The organism is Flavobacterium degerlachei, assembly GCF_900106645.1.
Lineage (GTDB): Bacteria > Bacteroidota > Bacteroidia > Flavobacteriales > Flavobacteriaceae > Flavobacterium > Flavobacterium degerlachei.
On record NZ_FNMV01000005.1, the window covers coordinates 52872 to 75403 of the forward strand.

The 22532-nt window shown below is 34.6% G+C and carries 19 protein-coding genes and 4 tRNA genes; 21 read left to right on the forward strand and 2 right to left on the reverse strand.

Annotated elements, in window-relative coordinates:
- Window positions 1–13 precede the first annotated feature (13 nt).
- The 3 genes from BLV91_RS06365 (at window position 14) to BLV91_RS06375 (ending at window position 2161) form a co-directional block, all read left to right on the forward strand.
- The gene (locus BLV91_RS06365) at window positions 14–496 is read left to right on the forward strand and encodes a 3'-5' exonuclease (RefSeq protein WP_091430909.1); all 483 of its coding nucleotides are present in this window, start codon (window positions 14–16) and stop codon (window positions 494–496) included.
- A gap of 102 nt (window positions 497–598) precedes the next feature.
- On the forward strand, window positions 599–1870 hold the full coding sequence (locus tag BLV91_RS06370) for a DUF2851 family protein (RefSeq protein WP_091430912.1): 1272 nt from the start codon (window positions 599–601) through the stop codon (window positions 1868–1870).
- Between the two features lie 36 nt (window positions 1871–1906).
- Window positions 1907–2161 carry a PspC domain-containing protein gene (locus tag BLV91_RS06375; protein ID WP_394331835.1) on the forward strand — a complete coding sequence of 85 codons (255 nt, stop codon included), beginning with the start codon at window positions 1907–1909 and terminating at the stop codon, window positions 2159–2161.
- 83 nt (window positions 2162–2244) lie between these two features.
- On the opposite strand, the gene BLV91_RS06380 is transcribed toward BLV91_RS06375, so the two are convergent.
- Window positions 2245–3723, reverse strand: a complete 1479-nt coding sequence (locus BLV91_RS06380; protein WP_091430915.1) for an amino acid permease — start codon at window positions 3721–3723, stop codon at window positions 2245–2247.
- A gap of 314 nt (window positions 3724–4037) precedes the next feature.
- Between BLV91_RS06380 and BLV91_RS06385 the strand changes: the two genes are divergently transcribed.
- A complete protein-coding gene (locus tag BLV91_RS06385) occupies window positions 4038–4925 on the forward strand; it encodes a ComEA family DNA-binding protein (RefSeq protein WP_091430917.1) in 888 nt (295 codons plus the stop codon).
- 197 nt (window positions 4926–5122) lie between these two features.
- On the forward strand, window positions 5123–6292 hold the full coding sequence (locus tag BLV91_RS06390) for an acyl-CoA dehydrogenase family protein (RefSeq protein WP_091430919.1): 1170 nt from the start codon (window positions 5123–5125) through the stop codon (window positions 6290–6292).
- An 82-nt stretch (window positions 6293–6374) separates the two neighbouring features.
- Here the strand turns inward: BLV91_RS06390 and BLV91_RS06395 are convergent, their stop codons facing one another.
- Window positions 6375–7145, reverse strand: coding sequence for an endonuclease/exonuclease/phosphatase family protein (locus BLV91_RS06395; RefSeq protein ID WP_245709621.1), 771 nt, complete (start codon window positions 7143–7145; stop codon window positions 6375–6377).
- Between the two features lie 401 nt (window positions 7146–7546).
- Here BLV91_RS06395 and rpsU point away from each other — a divergent pair, with 401 nt between their 5' ends.
- The 16 genes from rpsU (at window position 7547) to rpoC (ending at window position 22531) form a co-directional block, all read left to right on the forward strand.
- Window positions 7547–7741, forward strand: coding sequence for a 30S ribosomal protein S21 (gene rpsU, locus BLV91_RS06400; protein ID WP_007137807.1), 195 nt, complete (start codon window positions 7547–7549; stop codon window positions 7739–7741).
- A gap of 70 nt (window positions 7742–7811) precedes the next feature.
- On the forward strand, window positions 7812–8705 hold the full coding sequence (locus tag BLV91_RS06405; protein ID WP_091430923.1) for a tyrosine-type recombinase/integrase: 894 nt from the start codon (window positions 7812–7814) through the stop codon (window positions 8703–8705).
- 42 nt (window positions 8706–8747) lie between these two features.
- A complete protein-coding gene (hpf, locus tag BLV91_RS06410) occupies window positions 8748–9050 on the forward strand; it encodes a ribosome hibernation-promoting factor, HPF/YfiA family (protein WP_091430926.1) in 303 nt (100 codons plus the stop codon).
- Between the two features lie 92 nt (window positions 9051–9142).
- Window positions 9143–9216 (forward strand) — tRNA-Thr (locus BLV91_RS06415).
- Between the two features lie 56 nt (window positions 9217–9272).
- Window positions 9273–9354 (forward strand) — tRNA-Tyr (locus BLV91_RS06420).
- 86 nt (window positions 9355–9440) lie between these two features.
- Window positions 9441–9512, forward strand: a tRNA-Thr gene (locus BLV91_RS06425).
- Window positions 9513–9565: 53 nt separating this feature from the next.
- Complete coding sequence (gene tuf / locus BLV91_RS06430) at window positions 9566–10753, forward strand: elongation factor Tu (protein ID WP_091430929.1); 1188 nt, start codon at window positions 9566–9568, stop codon at window positions 10751–10753.
- Window positions 10754–10810: 57 nt separating this feature from the next.
- A tRNA-Trp gene (locus BLV91_RS06435) sits at window positions 10811–10881 on the forward strand.
- Window positions 10882–10899: 18 nt separating this feature from the next.
- Window positions 10900–11097 (forward strand): preprotein translocase subunit SecE, encoded by a 198-nt coding sequence (locus BLV91_RS06440; protein ID WP_091430932.1) that lies wholly within the window; start codon window positions 10900–10902, stop codon window positions 11095–11097.
- Window positions 11098–11105: 8 nt separating this feature from the next.
- On the forward strand, window positions 11106–11657 hold the full coding sequence (nusG, locus tag BLV91_RS06445; RefSeq protein ID WP_007137812.1) for a transcription termination/antitermination protein NusG: 552 nt from the start codon (window positions 11106–11108) through the stop codon (window positions 11655–11657).
- Window positions 11658–11724: 67 nt separating this feature from the next.
- Window positions 11725–12162, forward strand: a complete 438-nt coding sequence (rplK, locus tag BLV91_RS06450) for a 50S ribosomal protein L11 (RefSeq protein ID WP_007137813.1) — start codon at window positions 11725–11727, stop codon at window positions 12160–12162.
- Between the two features lie 13 nt (window positions 12163–12175).
- Complete coding sequence (gene rplA, locus BLV91_RS06455) at window positions 12176–12865, forward strand: 50S ribosomal protein L1 (protein WP_091430935.1); 690 nt, start codon at window positions 12176–12178, stop codon at window positions 12863–12865.
- 22 nt (window positions 12866–12887) lie between these two features.
- Window positions 12888–13394, forward strand: coding sequence for a 50S ribosomal protein L10 (rplJ, locus tag BLV91_RS06460; protein ID WP_091430937.1), 507 nt, complete (start codon window positions 12888–12890; stop codon window positions 13392–13394).
- A 91-nt stretch (window positions 13395–13485) separates the two neighbouring features.
- Window positions 13486–13854, forward strand: a complete 369-nt coding sequence (rplL, locus tag BLV91_RS06465) for a 50S ribosomal protein L7/L12 (RefSeq protein WP_007137816.1) — start codon at window positions 13486–13488, stop codon at window positions 13852–13854.
- A gap of 279 nt (window positions 13855–14133) precedes the next feature.
- Entirely contained in the window at window positions 14134–17946 is a 3813-nt protein-coding gene (rpoB, locus tag BLV91_RS06470; protein ID WP_091430940.1) for a DNA-directed RNA polymerase subunit beta, read from the forward strand.
- 277 nt (window positions 17947–18223) lie between these two features.
- The gene (rpoC, locus tag BLV91_RS06475) at window positions 18224–22531 is read left to right on the forward strand and encodes a DNA-directed RNA polymerase subunit beta' (protein WP_091430942.1); all 4308 of its coding nucleotides are present in this window, start codon (window positions 18224–18226) and stop codon (window positions 22529–22531) included.
- The last annotated feature ends 1 nt before the right edge of the window (window position 22532 follow it).

The following is a 22532-nucleotide window of genomic DNA, read 5'->3' on the forward strand; positions in this document are numbered from 1 at the left end:
AACTAAAATATACATGACATTTACTGCAATAGATTTTGAAACCGCAACAGCATTTCATCCTTGCTCCGTGGGTATCGTTACTGTCGAAAACGGAATAATTGTGGATGAGTTTGTTACTTTAATCAAGCCGCCCAATAATATTTATTCTCCCTTTACGATTCAGGTGCATGGTATATATCCACGCGATACGGTTAATGCAAAGTCATTTGCTCAAGTGTTTCCTGAAATACAAAGACGACTTCAAAATAGAGTTGTAGTGGCGCATAATGAAAGTTTTGACAGGAATGTCCTGGCTAAATCCATGGCATTATATAATTTAAACTATGATGATTTGAATATTGGTGCCCGCTGGGAATGCACCGTGAAAATTTACAAAGCCAAAGGCTTAAAGCCTACTAAATTAAGTGACTGCTGCAGAGAGATGAAAATTGCCTTAAATCACCATGAAGCCTTGTCTGATGCTAGGGCTTGTGCCCAATTGTATATGTTGAGGTAGTTGCTGTCAGAATAGGTAGAAATCCAAGTTACTGATTTTTTACAAATGAATTAAGCTGTGCTTTTTTTTATTACTTTAGTTATTCAATAACAAGGTTTTACGATGAAAGAAGATTTTCTACATTACCTCTGGAGATATAAGAAGTTTGACACTCTTAATTTAAAAACTTCCAAAAATGAGGATGTCACAATTAGTAACGTTGGTCAATACCTTGAACTAGCTGGACCTGATTTTTTTAATGCCCAGATAACTATTGGAGACCAGAAATGGGCTGGTAATGTTGAAATACATCTTAAATCATCGGATTGGTATGTACATCATCACGAGCAGGATGTGGCTTACGAAAACGTAATTCTTCATGTGGTTTGGGAACATGACACTGAGATTTATAGAAAAAACAATGTCGAAATTCCAGTTTTAGAACTTAAAAATTATGTCCACAAAACTGCATTGGATAATTATACGCTTTTGGTCACACCAAAATCTTGGATTTTCTGCGAAAAACAACTTAGTACAATAGATGATTTTGTAGTTAAGAATTGGCAAGAACGCTTGTTTTTTGAGCGGCTGGAGCGAAAATCAAAACCCATTGAGGAATTGTTAGTCCAAACCAATAATGATTGGGAAGCCGTTTTGTTTACTCTTTTGGCAAAAAACTTTGGACTCAATACAAATGGGGATATTTTCTTTAAAATTGCCAAGTCTATTCCTTTCTCAATCATTAGAAAGGAAAGCTTTGAGTTAGAAAATTTGGAGGCATTATTGCTTGGAAGTGCTGGTTTGTTGAATGAAGAGAAAGAGGATAATTACTATGAGAATTTAAAATTCAGGTTTGATTATTTAATACATAAATATCAATTAGAAAAAAGTGTATTCGAGCCAGTTCAGTTTTTTAAACATCGTCCAGATAATTTTCCCACAATTAGGCTTTCACAGTTGGCAAGTTTATATTATGTAGAGCAAAATCTATTTTCAAAAGTAAATACAATTAATTCTATCGCTTCCGTTTATTCGCTTTTTAAAGTGGGAGCATCGGAATATTGGCAAGAGCATTATCAGTTTGATAAATTAAGCCCGATGAAGAAAAAAGTACTTTCAAAACCTTTTGTCGATTTGATCGTGATAAATACCATAATTCCAATTTTGTTTGCATTTGCAAAAAGTCAAGGAAAAGAAATTGCTGAAAATTTAATCGAATTGATAAACGAAATCGCCCCAGAGAAGAATGCTATTATTGAGAAGTTTAGTGCTTTTGGAATAAAATCAACAAATGCTTTTGAAACGCAATCATTGTTGCAGCTCAAAAATGAATATTGCAATAAAAGCAAGTGTCTTGACTGCGCCATTGGAATAGAATTACTCAAAAATAATTAATAAAAGGAGCTAATATAATATTTAGTATTTTTGCATATGCAAAAGATACAATCAAATAAAAAGTTGCCAGCGATTATTAAGCTTAAATATTTCTTTGAAAAACATGGTTTCCACGTTTCTTCGCGATTGGCAGATAAATTAGGTATGCGCGTAACAAGCGTTCGATTGTTTTTTATTTACATCTCATTTGTAACTGTTGGATTATGGTTTGGCGTTTATCTTACGCTGGCCTTCTGGATTCGCTTGAAGGATTTGATTAGGGCAAAAAGAACGTCGGTATTCGATTTATAGGGCAATTAAAAAAAAGCTATAAAAAAAAGGGACCATAAAGTAAATTTTTACTTTATGGTCCCTTTTTAAATTCTGTGGGTAAATTATTTTTGAGGATTGTTTAATTTACTGTTTTTCTTGCCATATGCAAAATAAAGAGCAACTCCAATAATCATCCAAATTGCAAGTCTTTCCCAACTTTCAACAGGTAAGCCAGCCATCAAAATTAGGCAGATGACAACTCCTACAATAGGAAATACGGGTACAAATGGTACTCTAAAACCTCTTTCTGCATCAGGATTAGTTTTTCTCATTACAACAACTCCAATACATACAAGAGCAAATGCAAATAATGTTCCTATACTTACCATATGACCTAGGTCTGACACAGGAACAAATCCTGCAAATACACTAACAAAAACCATGAAAAGTAGGTTTGTTTTGTATGGTGTTCTATTTTTTGAATGTAATGTACTGAAAAACTTAGGTAATAATCCATCAATACTCATACTGTAGAAAACCCTACTTTGCCCCATCAACATCACTAACATTACTGAGGTGTATCCTGCAATAATCGCAATTGTTAATGCTGAGTTTAAGAATGTATAACCTGTCTTAGCAAACGCCGTAGTTACGGGGCTTGCGTCACCTTTAAAGTTAAGGTAGTTTTCTAAACCAGTCAAAACAAAAGCAAATAGAACATATAAAACGGTACAAATTATTAACGATCCTAATATACCAATTGGCATACCTTTTTGTGGGTCTTTTGCTTCTTGTGCAGCTGTAGAAACAGCGTCAAATCCAATGAACGCAAAAAACACAACTCCAGCACCTCGTAGAATACCACTCCATCCGTAATGACCAAAGTAATCACTACTAAAGAAATTTAAAAATGACATCTTTCCTGAACTCAAAAGGGCTTCACCTTCATTTACAGGAATAAATGGAGTATGATTTGCTCCATCAATAAAACCCCATCCTAAACCAATGAATACAATAACAACAGTTACTTTTAGAATAACCAAAATGTTATTAATTAAAGCAGATTCTTTTGTACCTCTAATCAATAGTAGAGAAAGGGCGAAAATAATTAATATGGCGGGTAAATTAATGAATCCTGGTTTCTCATCCCATGGTCCATGGAGTATCGCTTGGGGAATATGGAGTCCATAATTGCCGAGGAATTTATCTACGTATTGAGACCAGCTCACTGCTACTGTTGCGGCTCCAAGAGCATATTCAAGAACTAAATCCCATCCAATAATCCAAGCAACAAACTCTCCCATTGTTGCGTATGAGTAAGTATAAGCACTACCCGCAACTGGAATCATAGATGCAAATTCAGCGTAGCACAATCCAGCAAAGGCACAACCTACCGCTGCTAAGATGAAGGATAGAGTTACTGCAGGTCCTGCATTATCTGCGGCTGCGATTCCTGTTAATGAAAATAATCCAGCACCAATTATCGCTCCAACTCCAAGAGCAACAAGGGATCGAGCAGATAATGTTCTTTTTAGCCCTTTCTCGTCTTCTGACGCTTCATTTAGTAAAATCGAAAGTGGTTTTGTTTTCCAAATTGACATATATTTATTGGTTTTTTGTTATTAGTGCTCAAATGTATTATTTTTTACAAAATATAAAAATAATATTGCAACTAAATAAGAAAATAAAAGTGTAGCTAGTTTAGGAATGAATTCCGAATTTCGAAATATTATGGGAGCTAAATAGTGATTTGTTTAGTTATTATTGAATTTCACAGTAATAATTATCAAATTTATTTTTTCGTCGCGTATTTTTTTGTCATATTATTTTATAATTTTAGTGTTGAATTCTAAAATGGTTATTGCAAAAGATTATTTGAAATACACATGCTTTTTCACACTCAATTTTGGTCGATATGGATTTTAAAAAAATAGCTGTTTATTTTAAATTTACCAAAAGCCAGCGGACTGGAATTTTGTTTCTATTTGCGATCATTGCAATGCTACAATTAGGATATTTTTTTGTTAATGTAGATTCATTTGACAAAGATTCTCCCGAAAAACAAAAGTGGCTTGCCATGCAAACTATAATTGATTCCTTAAATCAATCAAATTCAAAAATAGTATCAAAAACGTATCCTTATAATCCGAACTTCATTACAGACTATAAAGGATATAGACTCGGCATGTCTGTAGAGGAAATAGATAGGCTGCTTGCATTTAGAAAAGAGAACAAATATGTAAACTCTGCACGGGAATTTCAGGATGTTACTAAAGTTTCTGACTCACTATTAAATGTTATTGCACCGAATTTTAAATTTCCTGATTGGGTCAAAAATAAAATAGCATACAAAAAGAATGCAAGTTATGAGCAAAATACTTTTGTGTCAAAAGGAAAAATAGTGTTGACTGACATTAATAAAGCAAGTCAGGAGGACTTAATTAAGATTTATGGTATTGGCGAGGTTATTTCGCTTAGGATTTTAAAGCTCAAGGAAAGCCTAGGTGAATTTGTTTCCATGGAACAGATGAAAGATGTTTGGGGGTTATCACCTGAGGTAATAGATAATCTTAATACACATTTTAAGGTTCTAGCATCCCCAAACATAAAGAAAATTGATATTAATAACGCTTCGGTAAAGGAAATTGCCCAATTTCCATATTTTAGGTACGCATTGGCAAAAGAAATTGTGACTTATCGAAGTATGAACGGAGATATTAGAAATATTGAGGATTTAGCAAAAATTAACGGTTTTCCTGTTGAAAAAATAAAAATAATTGAGTTATATTTGACTTTTAATTAAAAGTGCGTAATTAAGGGGTGAAATTATTTCTTAATTTAAAAAAAAATCGGCTTTTTGTTGCATATTTTATTTTTTAATTAGTAGTAATTCTATTAGTTCAAAAAACTTAAATTTGGAACAATAAAAGCTATTTTTGACTTTTATTACAAAAAGATAAATCGCTATAATTATTTAAAATAAATAAAAATATTATTTACATGGATTCACTATATTTTACAGAAGAACATCAATTATTTAGAGAGAGTTTAAAAGATTTTTTACAGAAAGAAGTTGTACCTCATATTGAAAAATGGGAGAAAACTGGTTCTATTGAGCGTTTTATATGGAAGAAATTTGGAGAGATGGGTTTTTTCGGAATACGTTATCCTGAGGTTTATGGTGGATTGAATTTAGATTTATTTTACACTGTTATCTTTTTAGAAGAACTTCAAAAAATAAAATCTGCTGGTTTTGCTGCTGCTATGTGGGCGCATTCTTATTTAGCGATGACACATTTAAATGCAGAAGGTGATGAGCGAATTAAACAAGACTATTTAGCTCCAAGTATTTCTGGTGATAAAATAGGTGCTTTGTGTATTACGGAGCCTTTTGGTGGTAGTGACGTTGCGGCTATGCGTACCACAGCTATAAAAAAAGGAGATAAATATATTATCAATGGTTCTAAGACATTTATTACGAACGGTGTTTATGGTGATTATTATGTAGTTGCTGCCAAAACAAGTCCAGAGCTTGGGAACAAAGGAATAAGTATGTTTTTAGTAGATAGTAATCTTAAAGGTGTTTCTGCTGTAAAACTGGATAAACTTGGTTGGAGAGCTTCTGATACTGGAGAAATTGCATTTGATGATGTAGAAATTCCTGTTGAAAATTTAATGGGCGAAGAGGGGAAAGGTTTTCCTTATATTATGCAGCATTTTGCTTTAGAGCGTTTGATTATGGCGATAAATGCCCATGCAAGAGCAGAGTATGCAATTGATTATACAATAGAATATATGTCGCAACGTGAAGCATTTGGTAGAACAATAGATAAGTTTCAGGTGCTAAGACATAAATTAGTAGATCATGCGACAGATGTGGAACATTGCAAAGTATTTAATTATGCTGCTGTAGCTAGATTAGATAAAGGGGAGTATGTAGTTAAGGAGGCGACTATGGCTAAATTAAAATCTACAACTGTAGCTGATGAAACAATTTATAGTTGTTTGCAAATGTTAGGTGGCTATGGTTATATGGAAGAATATCCTTTAGCGCGTTTGTTTAGAGATAGTCGTTTAGGACCCATAGGTGGTGGAACTTCAGAAATCCTTAAGGAGATTTTATCAAAAATGATAATTGACAAGCAAAATTATAAGCCAGCTGTGAAATAATAGCTGATTTGTTATAGTAATAAAAGTCCTGAAATTTATTGAAAAATTTAAGACGACTAAGTATAAAAAAGAAAAGCGACAATCAATTACGATTGTCGCTTTTTTCGTTTATGCCTTCTGAAATAATCTCTTCTACATCCTCGTGTTCTCCTTCTTCTAAGTTTTCTGTTAAGTGCGCTTGTTTTGAGCTTTTCTTATTGATGAAAAACTTTGAATATATGGGAAAATGATCAGAGCCAAATGGTTCTAGAGTTTTTAGATCTTCAATAAATACATCTGCTGTGTGAAACATTAAATCGATAGGAAATCTTAAGAACCAATATTTGGTATGAAAACTTGAAATAAATCCTCTGCCCATTCTACCATCTAAGGTTTCGCTTGTTTTTCTAAATAAAATGGATGATTTTGCCCAAGCCACATTATTAAAATCCCCTACGACGACACAAGTATCTGAGTTTTGTTTTATTCTTTTTGCAATACTTAGTAGTTCGCCGTCCCGCTCCTTAGAGTTGGATTCCTCTGTAGGACTTGGCGGAGGCGGATGTACGGCGAAGAAAGTGAATTTAAAGCCGTCAGATGTGCTTATTTTGGCTTCAATACTAGGTAGGTCATCAGCGACAAAATAATGGATGTTATGATTTGCTATTTCTAATTTGGAATAAAAGTGCATTCCATAAGTGTTGTCTAATCCTATTTTAATACTGTACGGGTATTTTTCTTCTAAAACAGCCAAGGCTTTTTCCCAGTTGTTGTCAGATTCCATTGTTAGAAAAATGTCTGGTTCGTATTTGTGGATTAAGGATGTAAATGCATCGTAGTTTGTATTCTCTTGGAATACATTTGCTGATAGCACTGTAATGGTTTTTGAAGATATATCGGATTTGTCCTTTTGAATTGTTTTATAAAAGGAGGTGTATTTGTATAGTGTTGCTATATGAAATAGGATGCTAGTAAAAGTTAGCAGTTGAAGTGTCCTTATTGATATCTGTGACTCTTCTATGAAAACAAGACTTAATGTTAATGTTATTGTTTGTAAAACTAATATTTGAATTTTACCAAACTCAAAAAATCTAAAAAACCAATGTGTTAGTGGTAGGTAGGGTATGACGCTCGCGATTAGTAATATGATGGAAGTTATAATGAACCACATGAGTTTTGTTTTTTTTGGTAAAAATAAATAAAATCACCTAAATACTTGTTAGTTCGTGTTATTATCTTACTTTTGCACACTTAACGAAAGGGGGTGTCAAAATTATGTTAATTATACCAATTAAAGACGGAGAAAATATCGATAGAGCATTAAAGCGCTATAAAAGAAAATTTGATAAAACAGGAACTGTTCGTCAGTTACGTGCACGTACTGCTTTTATTAAGCCTTCTGTGAAAAATAGAATTAAAGTTCAAAAAGCAGCTTATATTCAAAACATGAAAGACAACTTAGAGAACTAAGTTATTTCTTTTTAAATTAAATGCCGTTAGTCATTAAAGTTTCTTAACTTTGATGCTAACGGTTTTTTATATGGTTACCACTACACAAGCATTTGTTGATTATCTACAGAAAGAGAAAAAGTATTCTCCTCATACGATAAATGCATATTTGAATGACATAATTAGCTTCCAGTCGTTCAATAAAATTAATTTCGAACAAGATAATATAGAGCAGGTAGATTACAGTCAAATTAGAACTTGGATTGTTTCTCTTGTGGATGCTGATATTTCAAATGTATCTGTAAACAGGAAGATAGCGTCTTTGAAAGCTTTCTATAAATTTCTGTTGAAAATCAAGCAAATCGAAGTTAATCCTTTGTTGAAGCATAAGGCTTTGAAAATTTCAAAGAAACTTCAGATACCTTTTTCGGAAAAAGAGGTTGCTGAGGTGTTTGTTAGGATGTGGAATCCATTAGGTTTTGAGGAAGTGAGAAATAAATTGATAATAGATTTGTTTTATACCACCGGGATGCGAAGAACGGAGCTGATTCATGTTAAAGCTGCTGATGTTGATTTATCAAACAATACGATTAAAGTGTTAGGTAAAAGAAATAAGGAGCGAATACTGCCTATTTTGCCAATTATAAAAGAACAATTCTCTTTGTATATTAGTGAAAGGTCTTCTTTGGAAAGTGTTAAGGATATTGAGTTCTTGTTTCTAACAAAAAAAGGCTTAAAATTAAATGATTCTTTTGTGTATCGATTAATAAATTCTTACTTTAGTACGGTCTCTGAAAAAGTAAAAAAGAGTCCGCATATTTTACGGCATTCGTTTGCTACTCATTTATTAAATAACGGGGCCGATTTAAATTCAGTGAAAGAATTGTTAGGGCATTCTAGTTTGGCATCGACGCAAATCTACACACATAGTAGTTTGTCTGAGTTAAAAAAGGTTTATGAAGATGCTCATCCAAGGAATAAGTAACGATTCAGAAAAAAAAACTTTAACCATTAAAATAAATTAATTATGAAGGTAAATGTTCATGCGGTTAACTTTGCTGTTGACGGAAAACTGGTAGATTATGTTCAAGAGCGAATGGATAAATTAGAAAAGTATTACGATAAGGTGGTTTTTTCAGATGTCTATTTGAAAGTCGAAAATACAAGTGATAAAGAAAATAAGATCGTTGAGGTGAAAGTTAATGTCCCGGGTGATGATTTTGTCGTTAAAAAACAATGTAAAACTTTTGAGGAAGCAATGGAGCTATCTGCGGAATCATTGGAGAGATTGCTCGTTAAAAGGAAGGAAAAGATAAGTCCGCATATATAATATTAAAATTTTTTTAAAAAATGTTTTGTTTGAGAGATAAAATCTCTACATTTGCAGTCCGTTAGAAATAGCGGACTTTTTTTATTGAAAACGCCAGCGTAGCTCAGTTGGCTAGAGCAGCTGATTTGTAATCAGCAGGTCGTGGGTTCGAGTCCCTCCGCCGGCTCTGGAAAAGCAATAATATTGCATTTGGCTAAAGGCGATATTAGAAATAAAAAAAGAGGGGAGATACTCAAGCGGCCAACGAGGGCAGACTGTAAATCTGCTGACTACGTCTTCGCAGGTTCGAATCCTGCTCTCCCCACGAGAATTAATTTAAGATTGTAGGTTTTAGGTTGTAGGTTGAGAAAATCTAAAATTGAAAGTCTAAACTCTTTAAGAAAGGATTCTGCCGACTTAGCTCAGAGGTAGAGTGCTTCCTTGGTAAGGAAGAGGTCACGGGTTCAATTCCCGTAGTTGGCTCAAGTAAGTAGGAAATTGAAATAAATATATAACTAGATTAAAAATTAAGTAAAATGGCAAAAGAAACCTTTAACCGTTCGAAACCACACTTAAATATTGGTACGATCGGACACGTAGATCACGGTAAAACTACTTTAACAGCAGCAATCACAAAAGTGTTATCTGATGCTGGTTACTGTCAAGCAAAATCATTTGATCAAATTGATAATGCTCCTGAAGAAAAAGAAAGAGGTATTACAATTAATACATCTCACGTTGAGTATGAAACTGCTAATCGTCATTACGCTCACGTTGACTGTCCAGGTCACGCGGATTACGTAAAGAACATGGTTACTGGAGCTGCTCAAATGGATGGTGCTATTCTTGTTGTTGCTGCAACTGACGGACCAATGCCACAAACACGTGAGCATATCCTTTTAGGTCGTCAAGTAGGTATTCCTAGAATGGTTGTATTCATGAATAAAGTGGATATGGTTGATGATGAGGAATTACTTGAATTAGTAGAAATGGAAATTAGAGACTTATTGTCTTTCTATGAGTACGATGGTGACAACTGTCCAGTTATTCAAGGTTCTGCTTTGGGTGGATTGAACAATGATCCAGTATGGGTTCCTAAAATTCTTGAATTGATGGAAGCTGTTGATGCTTGGATTGAAGAGCCTGTTAGAGATACTGACAAGCCTTTCTTAATGCCTGTTGAAGATGTATTCTCAATCACTGGTCGTGGAACTGTAGCTACAGGTCGTATCGAAACAGGAGTTGCTAATACAGGAGATCCTGTTGAAATTATCGGTATGGGAGCTGAAAAATTAACTTCTACTATTACAGGAGTTGAGATGTTCCGTAAAATCCTTGATAGAGGAGAAGCTGGTGATAACGTAGGTATCCTTTTAAGAGGTGTTCAAAAAGAAGATATTAAAAGAGGAATGGTTATCATTAAGCCAGGATCTGTAAAACCACACGCTACATTTAAAGCTGAGGTTTATATCTTGAAAAAAGAAGAAGGTGGACGTCATACTCCATTCCATAATAACTACCGTCCACAGTTCTACGTACGTACAACTGATGTAACAGGAGTTATTACTTTACCAGAAGGTGTAGAGATGGTTATGCCTGGAGATAACTTAACTATCAATGTTGGTTTGTTAAGCCCAATTGCAATGAATGTTGGATTACGTTTTGCTATCCGTGAAGGAGGTAGAACTGTAGGTGCAGGTCAGGTAACTGAGATTGTAGCATAATTCTATAAAATAAATAGAAAACCAGTAACTCTTAATGTTGTTACTGGTTTTTAATAAACGGGCGTAGTTCAAGGGTAGAATAGCGGTCTCCAAAACCGTTGATGGGGGTTCGAATCCCTCCGCCCGTGCAAAAAAAATAAATCATAATGGCAAAAATAGTTAATTACATATCAGAATCATTTGAGGAATTAAAGTCAAACATGACTTGGCCAGTTTGGGCTGAGGTACAAAAGCTTACGATTGTTGTTGCTATTTTCTCGGTACTATTCGCTTTGGGAACATGGGGAGTAGATGAGTTTTTTGCAAAAGCATTAGCCGGATTTTTTAACTGGATAAAAGCTTAATTTTTGTGATGACAGATAATAATCTAAAAAAATGGTATGTCGTTCGAGCAGTAAGCGGACAAGAGAACAAAGTGAAAGCTTACATAGAAACCGAAATTTCTAGATTAGGGATGGGTGACCATGTTTCTCAAGTGCTTGTACCTACTGAAAAAGTAGTGACTGTAAAGGATGGAAAAAAACTAATCAAGGAAAAAGTTTATTTCCCTGGTTATGTTATGATTGAAGCAAATCTGATTGGTGAAATACCTCATATTATTAAGTCTGTGACTAGTGTTATTGGCTTTTTAGGTGAGACTAAAGGTGGGGAGCCAGTTCCTCTAAGACTATCAGAAGTAAATAGAATGTTAGGTAAAGTTGATGAGTTAGCTGTAAATACGGATACTCATGCGATACCATTTAATATCGGTGAAACGATTAAGGTTATTGATGGTCCTTTTAACGGTTTTAACGGAACTGTTGAGAAAATCAATGAAGAAAAGCGTAAACTAGAAGTGATGGTGAAAATTTTCGGAAGAAAAACGCCGTTAGAATTGAGTTTTATGCAAGTTGAAAAAGTATAATATTTTGTTACATATAATATCCATTACAATCGCTTCCTAATGATTGTGATGTTAAATTTTTTAAAAAATGGCTAAAGAAATTAGTAAAGTAGTTAAACTACAAGTTAAGGGAGGTGCTGCGAATCCATCGCCACCGGTTGGACCTGCTTTAGGAGCTGCTGGTGTGAATATCATGGAGTTCTGTAAGCAATTTAATGCTAGAACTCAGGATAAAGCCGGCAAAATATGCCCAGTACAAATTACTGTGTATAAAGACAAATCATTTGAATTTGTTGTTAAAACTCCGCCTGCAGCTGTTCAATTATTGGAAGCTGCAAAGCTAAAATCTGGTTCTGGTGAGCCTAATCGTAAAAAAGTAGCTAGTGTTACTTGGGAACAAATTAGAGCTATTGCTGAAGACAAGATGCCAGACTTAAACGCTTTCACTATGGAAGCTGCAATGAGTATGGTTGCTGGAACGGCTAGGTCTATGGGTATAACTGTATCAGGAGACTCTCCTTTTTAATTAAAAGAAAGACATGGCAAAATTGACAAAAAAGCAAAAAGAGGCTGCTTCAAAAATTGACAAGAATAAAGTATACTCTTTGAAAGATGCTGCGGCATTGATAAAAGAAGTTGCTTCTGCAAAATTTGATGAGTCTGTTGATATCGCAGTTCGATTGGGTGTAGATCCAAGAAAAGCGAATCAAATGGTTAGAGGAGTGGTAACATTACCTCATGGAACTGGTAAAGACGTTAAAGTATTAGCATTAGTTACTCCAGACAAAGAAGCGGAAGCTTTGGCAGCAGGAGCGGACTTTGTAGGTCTTGACGATTATTTAGCAAAGATAAAAGCGGGTTGGACTGATGTTGATGTAATCATCACTATGCCAAGCGTTATGGGTAAATTAGGTCCATTAGGTCGTATATTAGGACCTAGAGGTTTAATGCCTAACCCTAAAACAGGTACTGTAACTATGGATGTTGCAAAAGCTGTTCAAGAGGTAAAAGCTGGTAAAATCGATTTTAAAGTTGATAAAACTGGTATTGTACATGCAGGAATTGGTAAAGTTTCTTTTGGAGCTGAGCAAATTGTTGACAATGCACACGAAATTATTCAAACATTAATCAAACTTAAACCAACTGCGGCTAAAGGAGTTTACATCAAAAGTATCTACCTTACAAGCACAATGAGTCCTGCTATTGCATTAGACCCAAAAGCAGTATAATTGGTAGTTAATAATTTTTAGTATGACTAGAGAAGAAAAATCAATCGCGATTGAAGAATTAACTGCACAGTTAGCTGGTACAAATATTGTTTATATAGCAGATATTTCTGGCCTAAATGCAGATACAACTTCAAAGTTGAGAAGAGCTTGTTTTAAAGCAAATATTAAATTAGAGGTAGTAAAAAACACTTTGCTTGTAAAAGCAATGGAAGTTTCTGAAAACGAATATGGTGATTTACCAACAGTTTTGACTGGTAATAGCGCTATTTTTATCTCAGAAATTGCAAATGCTCCTGGAAAAATAATCAAAGATTTCCGTAAAAAATCGACTAAGCCAGTTTTAAAAGGGGCTTATATCAATTCGGAAGTTTATATTGGAGATGATCAATTAGATGCATTAGCAACTATCAAATCTAAAGAAGAACTTATTGGTGAAATCATTGGATTACTTCAATCACCAGCACAAAGAGTTATTTCTGCTCTTCAAAATCAATTTGCCAAAGAAGAGGCTGTTGAAACAGAAGCATAATAAAATTAGAGTTTATCTCAACTTTTATTATTTACAATGCGCACAATAAACAAAATATAATTTTACAAATCATTTTAAAACGATAGAAAAAATGGCAGATTTGAAACAATTCGCAGAACAATTAGTTAATTTAACTGTAAAAGAAGTTAACGAATTAGCAACAATATTGAAAGATGAGTACGGAATCGAACCAGCTGCTGCAGCTGTAGTAGTTTCAGGTGGTGGTGACGCTGCAGCTGAAGACGTTCAAACAGAATTTACAGTTGTATTGAAAGAAGCTGGTGCTTCTAAATTAGCAGTTGTGAAAATGGTAAAAGAACTTACAGGTTTAGGTTTGAAAGAAGCTAAAGATGTAGTTGATTCTGCACCATCAAATGTTAAAGAAGGTGTGTCTAAAGAAGAGGCTGAAGGGCTTAAAAAATCTTTAGAAGAAGCTGGAGCTGTAGTTGAATTAAAATAATTCTCACATAGTTTTAGAATACGGTTTAGGTCTTGGGTTTAATCGCCCAAAGACCTAAACCATTTTTTGGTATAATAAAAGTCTGTGTTGTTTAGCTACAAAATAGCTTTTTGAAATCAAAATCATTTTACCCATTACGAGGAAAAAAAATTAACAGATAATAAGAAAGTAGTTATCTTAAAATTGGTTTTTAAAGATGTAATGGCCGTAAAATACAAGTATAAATAAAATATTATTTATACACAAAAATTACTTTTATAATCAAAATTTTGTCCATTGATGATAACAAATCAGACTGAAAGATTGAATTTTGCCTCTACAAAAAATATCCCGAACTATCCAGATTTTCTAGATGTTCAGGTAAAATCTTTTCAAGATTTTTTTCAATTAGAAACTAAATCTGATGAAAGAGGCAATGAAGGACTTTATAATACCTTCATGGAAAATTTTCCAATTACAGATACAAGAAATAACTTTGTATTGGAATTCCTTGACTACTTTGTAGATCCACCACGTTATACAATTCAAGAATGTATTGAAAGAGGATTGACACATAGTGTACCTTTAAAAGCAAGGTTGAAACTATATTGTACAGACCCAGAGCACGAAGATTTTGAAACTATTGTTCAAGATGTATATCTTGGTACAATTCCTTACATGACACCAAGCGGTACTTTTGTTATCAATGGTGCTGAACGTGTTGTTGTTTCTCAACTACACCGTTCTCCAGGTGTTTTCTTCGGACAGTCATTCCATGCAAATGGAACAAAATTATATTCTGCGAGAGTAATTCCTTTTAAAGGATCTTGGATAGAATTTTCTACAGATATTAATAGTGTAATGTACGCTTATATCGACAGAAAGAAAAAGTTACCTGTAACTACTTTATTCCGTGCAATTGGTTTCGAAAGAGACAAGGATATCCTTGAAATTTTTGACCTTGCTGAGGAAATTAAAGTTTCTAAAACAGGACTTAAAAAATATATCGGTAGAAAATTAGCTGCTCGTGTATTAAATACATGGCATGAAGATTTCGTAGATGAAGATACTGGTGAAGTAGTTTCTATCGAACGTAACGAAATAATCCTTGATAGAGATACAATTATCGATAAAGATAATGTGGAAGAAATCATCGATTCTAACGTTAAATCTATTTTGTTACATAAAGAAGATAATAATCAAGTTGATTATTCTATCATTCACAACACGTTACAAAAAGATCCAACCAATTCTGAAAAAGAAGCCGTTGAGCATATCTACAGACAATTGCGTAACGCAGAACCGCCTGATGAAGAAACTGCTCGTGGTATTATAGATAAATTGTTTTTCTCTGACCAACGTTACAACTTAGGTGAAGTAGGTCGTTACAGAATTAACAAAAAACTTGGTTTAGATACTCCAATGGAAAAGCAAGTGCTTACCAAAGAAGATATCATTACCATTGTAAAATACTTGATCGAGTTAATCAATGCGAAAGCAGATATTGATGATATTGATCACTTATCAAACCGTCGTGTTAGAACAGTTGGAGAACAATTGTCTCAACAATTCGGTGTTGGTTTAGCGCGTATGGCTAGAACAATTAGAGAGCGTATGAACGTTAGAGATAACGAGGTGTTTACACCAATAGATTTGATTAATGCTAAAACATTATCATCTGTTATCAACTCTTTCTTTGGTACTAACCAATTATCTCAGTTTATGGATCAAACGAATCCACTTGCCGAGATTACGCACAAAAGAAGATTATCTGCGCTAGGACCAGGTGGACTTTCGAGAGAGAGAGCTGGATTTGAGGTTCGTGATGTTCACTATACGCACTACGGACGTTTATGTCCTATTGAAACACCAGAGGGACCAAACATTGGTTTGATATCTTCTCTTGGAGTTTATGCTAAAGTAAACGGAATGGGTTTCATCGAAACACCTTACCGTAAAGTAACTAACGGAGTTGTAGATTTAACTTCTACTCCAATTTACTTAAGTGCTGAAGAAGAAGAAGGAATGTTGATTTCTCAGGCAAATATTAAGATGGATGATTCCGGAAAAATAACTGCTGAGAATGTAATTGCGAGAATGGAAGGTGATTTCCCAGTAATTGACCCTATAAAAGTTGATTATGCGGATGTTGCTCCAAATCAAATTGCGTCGATTTCTGCTTCGTTGATTCCTTTCTTAGAACATGATGATGCGAATAGAGCCTTGATGGGATCTAACATGATGCGTCAGGCCGTACCATTAATTCGTCCTGAAGCTCCAATTGTTGGAACTGGTTTAGAGCGTCAAGTAGCTTCTGATTCTAGAGTTTTAATTAACGCTGAAGGAGATGGAGTTATTGAATATGTAGATGCAAATATCATCACTATCAAATACGATCGTTCTGAAGAAGAAAGAATGGTTAGTTTTGAGTCTGATGAGAAAACATACAATCTAATTAAATTTAGAAAAACCAATCAAGGTACAAGTATCAACCTTAAACCTATCGTAAGAAAAGGGGATAGAGTGGTTCTTGGACAAGTATTATCAGAAGGGTATGCTACTCAAAATGGTGAACTTGCTTTAGGTCGTAACCTGAAAGTAGCGTTTATGCCATGGAAAGGATACAACTTTGAGGATGCGATTGTAATTTCTGAAAAAGTAGTTCGTGACGATATTTTTACCTCTATTCACGTTGATGATTATTCATTAGAAGTTAGAGATACTAAATTAGGTAACGAAGAGTTGACTAATGATATTCCAAATGTTTCTGAAGAGGCTACTAAAGACTTAGATGAAAATGGTATGATTAGAATTGGAGCCGAGGTTAAACCTGGTGACATTCTTATCGGAAAAATTACTCCAAAAGGAGAATCAGATCCTACTCCAGAAGAGAAATTGCTTCGTGCAATCTTCGGGGATAAAGCAGGTGATGTAAAAGATGCTTCATTGAAAGCGTCTCCTTCTTTACATGGTGTTGTTTTAGATAAAAAATTGTTCGCAAGAGCAGTAAAAGATAAACGCAAACGTACGCAAGATAAAGATGCTTTAGGCGCTTTAGAAATGGAATTTGAAGTTAAATTTGTTGAATTAAAAGACAAATTAATTGAGAAGCTTTTCTTAATCGTTAACGGTAAAACATCTCAAGGTGTTATGAATGATTTGGGTGAAGAAGTTTTACCAAAAGGTAAAAAATACACTCAAAAAATGCTTAATGCTGTTGAAGATTTTGCTCACTTAAGTAAAGGTCAATGGGTTGCTGATGATGCAACTAATAAAATGGTTAATGATTTAATTCATAGCTATAAAATTAAATTGAACGATTTACAAGGTGCTTTGCGAAGAGAGAAATTCACAATTACTGTAGGTGATGAATTACCTGCCGGAATTTTGAAATTAGCTAAAGTATATATTGCCAAAAAACGTAAGTTGAAAGTTGGGGATAAAATGGCGGGACGTCACGGTAACAAGGGTATTGTTGCAAGAATCGTTCGTCATGAAGATATGCCTTTCCTTGAAGACGGAACGCCAGTTGATATCGTGTTGAATCCATTAGGGGTACCTTCACGTATGAACATTGGTCAAATTTATGAAACGGTATTAGGTTGGGCTGGACAAAACTTGGGTAGAAAATTTGCTACTCCAATTTTTGATGGTGCTTCTCTTGATCAAATCAATGAATTGACTGACGAAGCTGGAATACCACGTTTTGGACATACACATTTATATGATGGTGGAACTGGAGAGCGTTTCCATCAAGCGGCTACTGTTGGAGTTATCTATATGTTGAAATTAGGACATATGGTTGATGACAAGATGCACGCACGTTCAATCGGACCGTACTCATTGATTACGCAACAACCACTTGGTGGTAAGGCGCAATTTGGTGGACAACGTTTTGGAGAGATGGAGGTTTGGGCACTTGAGGCTTATGGAGCATCAAGTACACTTAGAGAAATCTTGACAGTTAAGTCTGATGATGTTATCGGTAGAGCTAAAACTTACGAAGCAATCGTAAAAGGAGAATCTATGCCAGAACCAGGATTACCTGAATCATTCAATGTATTGATGCATGAATTGAAAGGTCTTGGATTAGACATTAGATTAGAAGAATAAATAAATAGTTTGTAGTTGTCAGTCCCGATTTTTATCGGGGCTGATTACTCATTTTTAAGAGTTTTTTGGATTTATACCCGTAAACCGTTCCGATTTTTTATGTAAACCAAAGCGGTTTTGTAAATAGCACTTTAATACATTATTAAAGTTTAGAGAAGTAACCCGAGGAAAGTGGCTTAATGATTACACAATTTTTTAAGCAATGCGCTTAATAGGCATAAGTAAATCATAAGTCTAAAATCAATTTTCAATTGCAAATAAATCAATAGTAAAAACTATGATGAATAATAGAAATAATAAAGATAAAAACCCTGTAAAAAGGTTTAATAAAATTTCGATAGGACTAGCTTCTCCTGAATCTATCTTGAAAGAATCAAGAGGTGAAGTTTTGAAGCCAGAAACTATCAACTACAGAACTCACAAACCAGAACGTGATGGTCTTTTCTGCGAAAGAATTTTCGGTCCAGTAAAAGATTTTGAATGTGCTTGTGGTAAATACAAAAGAATCCGTTACAAAGGAATCATTTGTGACCGTTGTGGTGTTGAAGTAACTGAGAAAAAAGTACGTAGAGATAGAGTAGGTCACATCAACCTTGTTGTGCCAATTGCTCATATCTGGTATTTCCGTTCTCTTCCAAATAAAATTGGATACATCCTAGGTCTTCCATCTAAGAAATTAGATATGATCATCTACTACGAAAGATACGTAGTAATCCAAGCTGGTATCGCCAAAAATGGTGAAGGTGAATCAGTACAAAGATTAGATTTCTTAACTGAAGAAGAATATTTGAATATCTTAGATACTCTTCCTGCAGACAATCAATATCTTGATGATTTCGATCCTAATAAATTTGTTGCCAAAATGGGAGCAGAATGTATTATGGATTTATTGGCAAGAATTGATCTTGACGTATTGTCTTATGAATTAAGACATAAAGCAAACAATGAAACGTCTAAACAACGTAAAACTGAAGCATTAAAAAGATTACAGGTTGTTGAGTCTTTCCGTGAGTCTAACTTGAACCGTGAGAATCGTCCTGAATGGATGATTATGAAAGTGGTACCAGTTATACCGCCGGAATTACGTCCTCTTGTGCCTCTTGATGGTGGTCGTTTTGCAACTTCAGATTTAAATGACTTATACCGTCGTGTAATCATCCGTAATAACCGTTTGAAAAGATTAATGGAGATTAAAGCTCCAGAAGTTATCTTGAGAAACGAAAAACGTATGTTGCAAGAATCTGTAGATTCATTATTTGATAATACAAGAAAAGCATCTGCTGTTAAAACAGAATCAAACAGACCATTAAAATCATTATCTGATTCCCTAAAAGGTAAGCAAGGACGTTTCCGTCAAAACTTACTTGGAAAACGTGTGGATTATTCTGCTCGTTCGGTAATTGTTGTTGGACCTGAATTGAAATTGTTCGAATGTGGTATCCCTAAAGATATGGCAGCTGAACTTTACAAGCCTTTCGTTATCCGTAAATTGATAGAAAGAGGAATTGTGAAAACGGTTAAATCAGCCAAAAAAATAATAGACAAAAAAGAGCCTGTAGTTTGGGATATTCTTGAGAACGTAATTAAGGGTCACCCTATATTACTGAATCGTGCGCCTACTTTGCACAGACTTGGTATACAAGCATTCCAACCAAAATTAATTGAAGGAAAAGCAATCCAATTGCACCCTTTAGTTTGTACTGCATTTAATGCGGATTTTGATGGGGATCAAATGGCAGTTCACTTACCATTAGGACCAGAAGCTATTCTTGAAGCACAATTATTAATGTTGGCTTCTCATAATATTCTGAATCCTGCAAATGGTGCGCCAATTACAGTACCTTCTCAGGATATGGTCTTGGGTCTATATTATATGACCAAAGAAAGATTGTCTACTCCAGAAAAGAAAATTTTAGGTCAAGATTTGACTTTCTACTCTGCTGAAGAAGTAAATATTGCATTAAACGAAGGAAGATTAGAATTGAATGCTAGAGTGAGAATTAGAGCAAAAGATTTTAATGACGCCGGAGAATTAGTATTCAAAATTATTCAAACTACTGCTGGGCGTGTTATTTTTAACGAAGTAGTTCCAGAAGCAGCAGGTTATATCAATGATGTATTAACTAAGAAAAATCTTAGAGATATTATTGGACATGTATTAAATTCAACTAGTGTACCTGAAACGGCTGCCTTCTTGGATAACATGAAAGATATGGGGTACAAATTTGCCTTTAGAGGAGGATTATCATTCTCATTGGGTGATATTAGAATTCCAGAGCAAAAACCAAAATTAATTGCAGATGCTAGAGAGCAAGTTGAAGGTATCTCTGCTAATTATAACATGGGTCTTATTACTAATAACGAACGTTACAACCAAGTTATTGATGTATGGACTTCTGCAAATGCTCAATTGACAGAATTAGCAATGAAAAACATTAGAGAAGACCAACAAGGTTTCAACTCGGTGTATATGATGCTTGATTCTGGAGCAAGGGGTTCCAAAGAACAAATTCGTCAGTTAACTGGTATGCGTGGTTTGATGGCTAAGCCTAAAAAATCTACTGCTGGTGGTGGTGAAATTATTGAAAACCCGATTCTTTCTAACTTTAAGGAAGGTCTTTCGATTCTTGAGTACTTTATCTCTACTCACGGTGCGCGTAAAGGTCTTGCGGATACTGCCTTGAAAACGGCGGATGCAGGATATTTAACAAGAAGACTGCATGATGTTTCTCAAGATGTTATTGTTAACATCGAAGATTGTGGAACATTAAGAGGTGTTGAAGTATCAGCATTGAAGAAAAATGAAGAAATTGTTGAGTCATTAGGTGAAAGAATTTTAGGACGTGTTGCATTGCAAGACGTAATTAATCCTTTAACTAATGAAGTGTTAATCAAATCTGGACTTCAAATCACTGAGGCAATTATGAAACAAATTGAAGCTTCTCCTATTGAGAGAGTGGAAGTTCGTTCACCATTGACTTGTGAAGCGTTGAAAGGTATTTGTGCTAAATGTTACGGTCGTAACTTAGCCACTGGTAAAATGACACAAAGAGGTGAAGCAGTTGGTGTAATTGCAGCACAATCTATTGGAGAACCAGGTACACAGTTAACATTGCGTACTTTCCACGTTGGAGGGGTAGCGGGTGGTATTTCTGAGGAATCTAGCATCATCACTAAATTTGATGGTAAGCTTGAAATCGAAGATTTAAAAACTGTTAAAGGAGAAGATAACGATGGAAACGCTGTTGATATTGTTGTTTCTCGTTCAACTGAATTGAAATTAATAGATGCTAAAACTGGTATCCTATTAAATACACATAATATTCCTTACGGTTCAAGTATTTTTGTAAAAGACGGTCAGTCAGTTGCAAAAGGAGATGTAATCTGTAAATGGGATCCATATAATGGAGTTATTGTTTCTGAGTTTACTGGAAAAATTGCTTACGAAGAATTAGAGCAAGGTCAATCGTACATGGTTGAAATTGATGAGCAAACTGGTTTCCAAGAAAAAGTAATTTCTGAGTCTAGAGCTAAAAAATTAATTCCAACTTTATTGGTTTACGGTAAAGACAATGAATTGATTCGTTCTTACAACTTACCAGTTGGAGCCCACTTAATGGTTGAAAACGGTGAGAAAATTAAGGCAGGTAAAGTATTGGTGAAAATTCCACGTCGTTCTTCTAAATCAGGAGATATTACAGGAGGTTTACCAAGAATTACTGAACTTTTAGAAGCTCGTAATCCTTCAAACCCAGCTGTAGTTTCAGAAATCGATGGTGTTGTTTCTTTTGGAAAAATCAAAAGAGGTAACCGTGAGATTATTATTGAATCTAAATTTGGTGAGGTTAAGAAATACTTAGTTAAACTTTCAAGTCAAATTCTTGTACAAGAGAATGACTTCGTAAGAGCTGGTGTTCCTTTGTCTGATGGAGCAATTACTCCAGAAGATATCTTAAGAATTAAAGGACCTGCTGCTGTTCAACAGTACTTGGTTAATGAAATTCAAGAAGTATACCGTTTGCAAGGGGTAAAAATTAATGACAAGCACTTTGAAGTAGTAATACGTCAAATGATGCGTAAAGTAAGAGTACAAGATCCAGGGGATACATTATTCCTAGAAGATCAATTGATTCATACCAAAGATTTTATCTTCCAAAATGATAAACTTTATGGAATGAAAGTAATTGAAGACGCTGGTGATTCTGCTAACTTAAAAGAAGGTCAAATTATCTCGCCTCGTGAGTTGCGTGATGAAAACTCTCTTTTGAAACGTACGGATAAAAATATCGTTGTGGCTCGTGATGTTATCACTGCAACTGGAACTCCTGTATTACAAGGAATTACAAGAGCATCGCTACAAACGAAATCATTTATTTCGGCTGCCTCTTTCCAAGAGACTACTAAAGTATTGAACGAAGCTGCTGTTGCAGGTAAAATCGATTACTTAGAAGGATTGAAAGAAAATGTAATTGTTGGACATAGAATTCCTGCCGGTACAGGTATGAGAGAATATGATCACACGATTGTAGGTTCAAAAGAAGATTATAATGATATGATGGCTAATAAAGAAGAATATATCTATTAAA

Excerpts from the sequence above, each read along its gene's own strand:
- BLV91_RS06365 (WP_091430909.1), top strand. The coding sequence starts at position 14 with ATGACATTTACTGCAATAGATTTTGAAACCGCAACAGCATTTCATCCT.
- BLV91_RS06370 (WP_091430912.1), top strand. The coding sequence starts at position 599 with ATGAAAGAAGATTTTCTACATTACCTCTGGAGATATAAGAAGTTTGAC.
- BLV91_RS06375 (WP_394331835.1), top strand. The coding sequence starts at position 1,907 with ATGCAAAAGATACAATCAAATAAAAAGTTGCCAGCGATTATTAAGCTT.
- BLV91_RS06380 (WP_091430915.1), bottom strand. The coding sequence starts at position 3,723 with ATGTCAATTTGGAAAACAAAACCACTTTCGATTTTACTAAATGAAGCG.
- BLV91_RS06385 (WP_091430917.1), top strand. The coding sequence starts at position 4,038 with ATGGATTTTAAAAAAATAGCTGTTTATTTTAAATTTACCAAAAGCCAG.
- BLV91_RS06390 (WP_091430919.1), top strand. The coding sequence starts at position 5,123 with ATGGATTCACTATATTTTACAGAAGAACATCAATTATTTAGAGAGAGT.
- rpsU (WP_007137807.1), top strand. The coding sequence starts at position 7,547 with ATGTTAATTATACCAATTAAAGACGGAGAAAATATCGATAGAGCATTA.
- BLV91_RS06405 (WP_091430923.1), top strand. The coding sequence starts at position 7,812 with ATGGTTACCACTACACAAGCATTTGTTGATTATCTACAGAAAGAGAAA.
- hpf (WP_091430926.1), top strand. The coding sequence starts at position 8,748 with ATGAAGGTAAATGTTCATGCGGTTAACTTTGCTGTTGACGGAAAACTG.
- tuf (WP_091430929.1), top strand. The coding sequence starts at position 9,566 with ATGGCAAAAGAAACCTTTAACCGTTCGAAACCACACTTAAATATTGGT.
- BLV91_RS06440 (WP_091430932.1), top strand. The coding sequence starts at position 10,900 with ATGGCAAAAATAGTTAATTACATATCAGAATCATTTGAGGAATTAAAG.
- nusG (WP_007137812.1), top strand. The coding sequence starts at position 11,106 with ATGACAGATAATAATCTAAAAAAATGGTATGTCGTTCGAGCAGTAAGC.
- rplK (WP_007137813.1), top strand. The coding sequence starts at position 11,725 with ATGGCTAAAGAAATTAGTAAAGTAGTTAAACTACAAGTTAAGGGAGGT.
- rplA (WP_091430935.1), top strand. The coding sequence starts at position 12,176 with ATGGCAAAATTGACAAAAAAGCAAAAAGAGGCTGCTTCAAAAATTGAC.
- rplJ (WP_091430937.1), top strand. The coding sequence starts at position 12,888 with ATGACTAGAGAAGAAAAATCAATCGCGATTGAAGAATTAACTGCACAG.
- rplL (WP_007137816.1), top strand. The coding sequence starts at position 13,486 with ATGGCAGATTTGAAACAATTCGCAGAACAATTAGTTAATTTAACTGTA.
- rpoB (WP_091430940.1), top strand. The coding sequence starts at position 14,134 with ATGATAACAAATCAGACTGAAAGATTGAATTTTGCCTCTACAAAAAAT.
- rpoC (WP_091430942.1), top strand. The coding sequence starts at position 18,224 with ATGATGAATAATAGAAATAATAAAGATAAAAACCCTGTAAAAAGGTTT.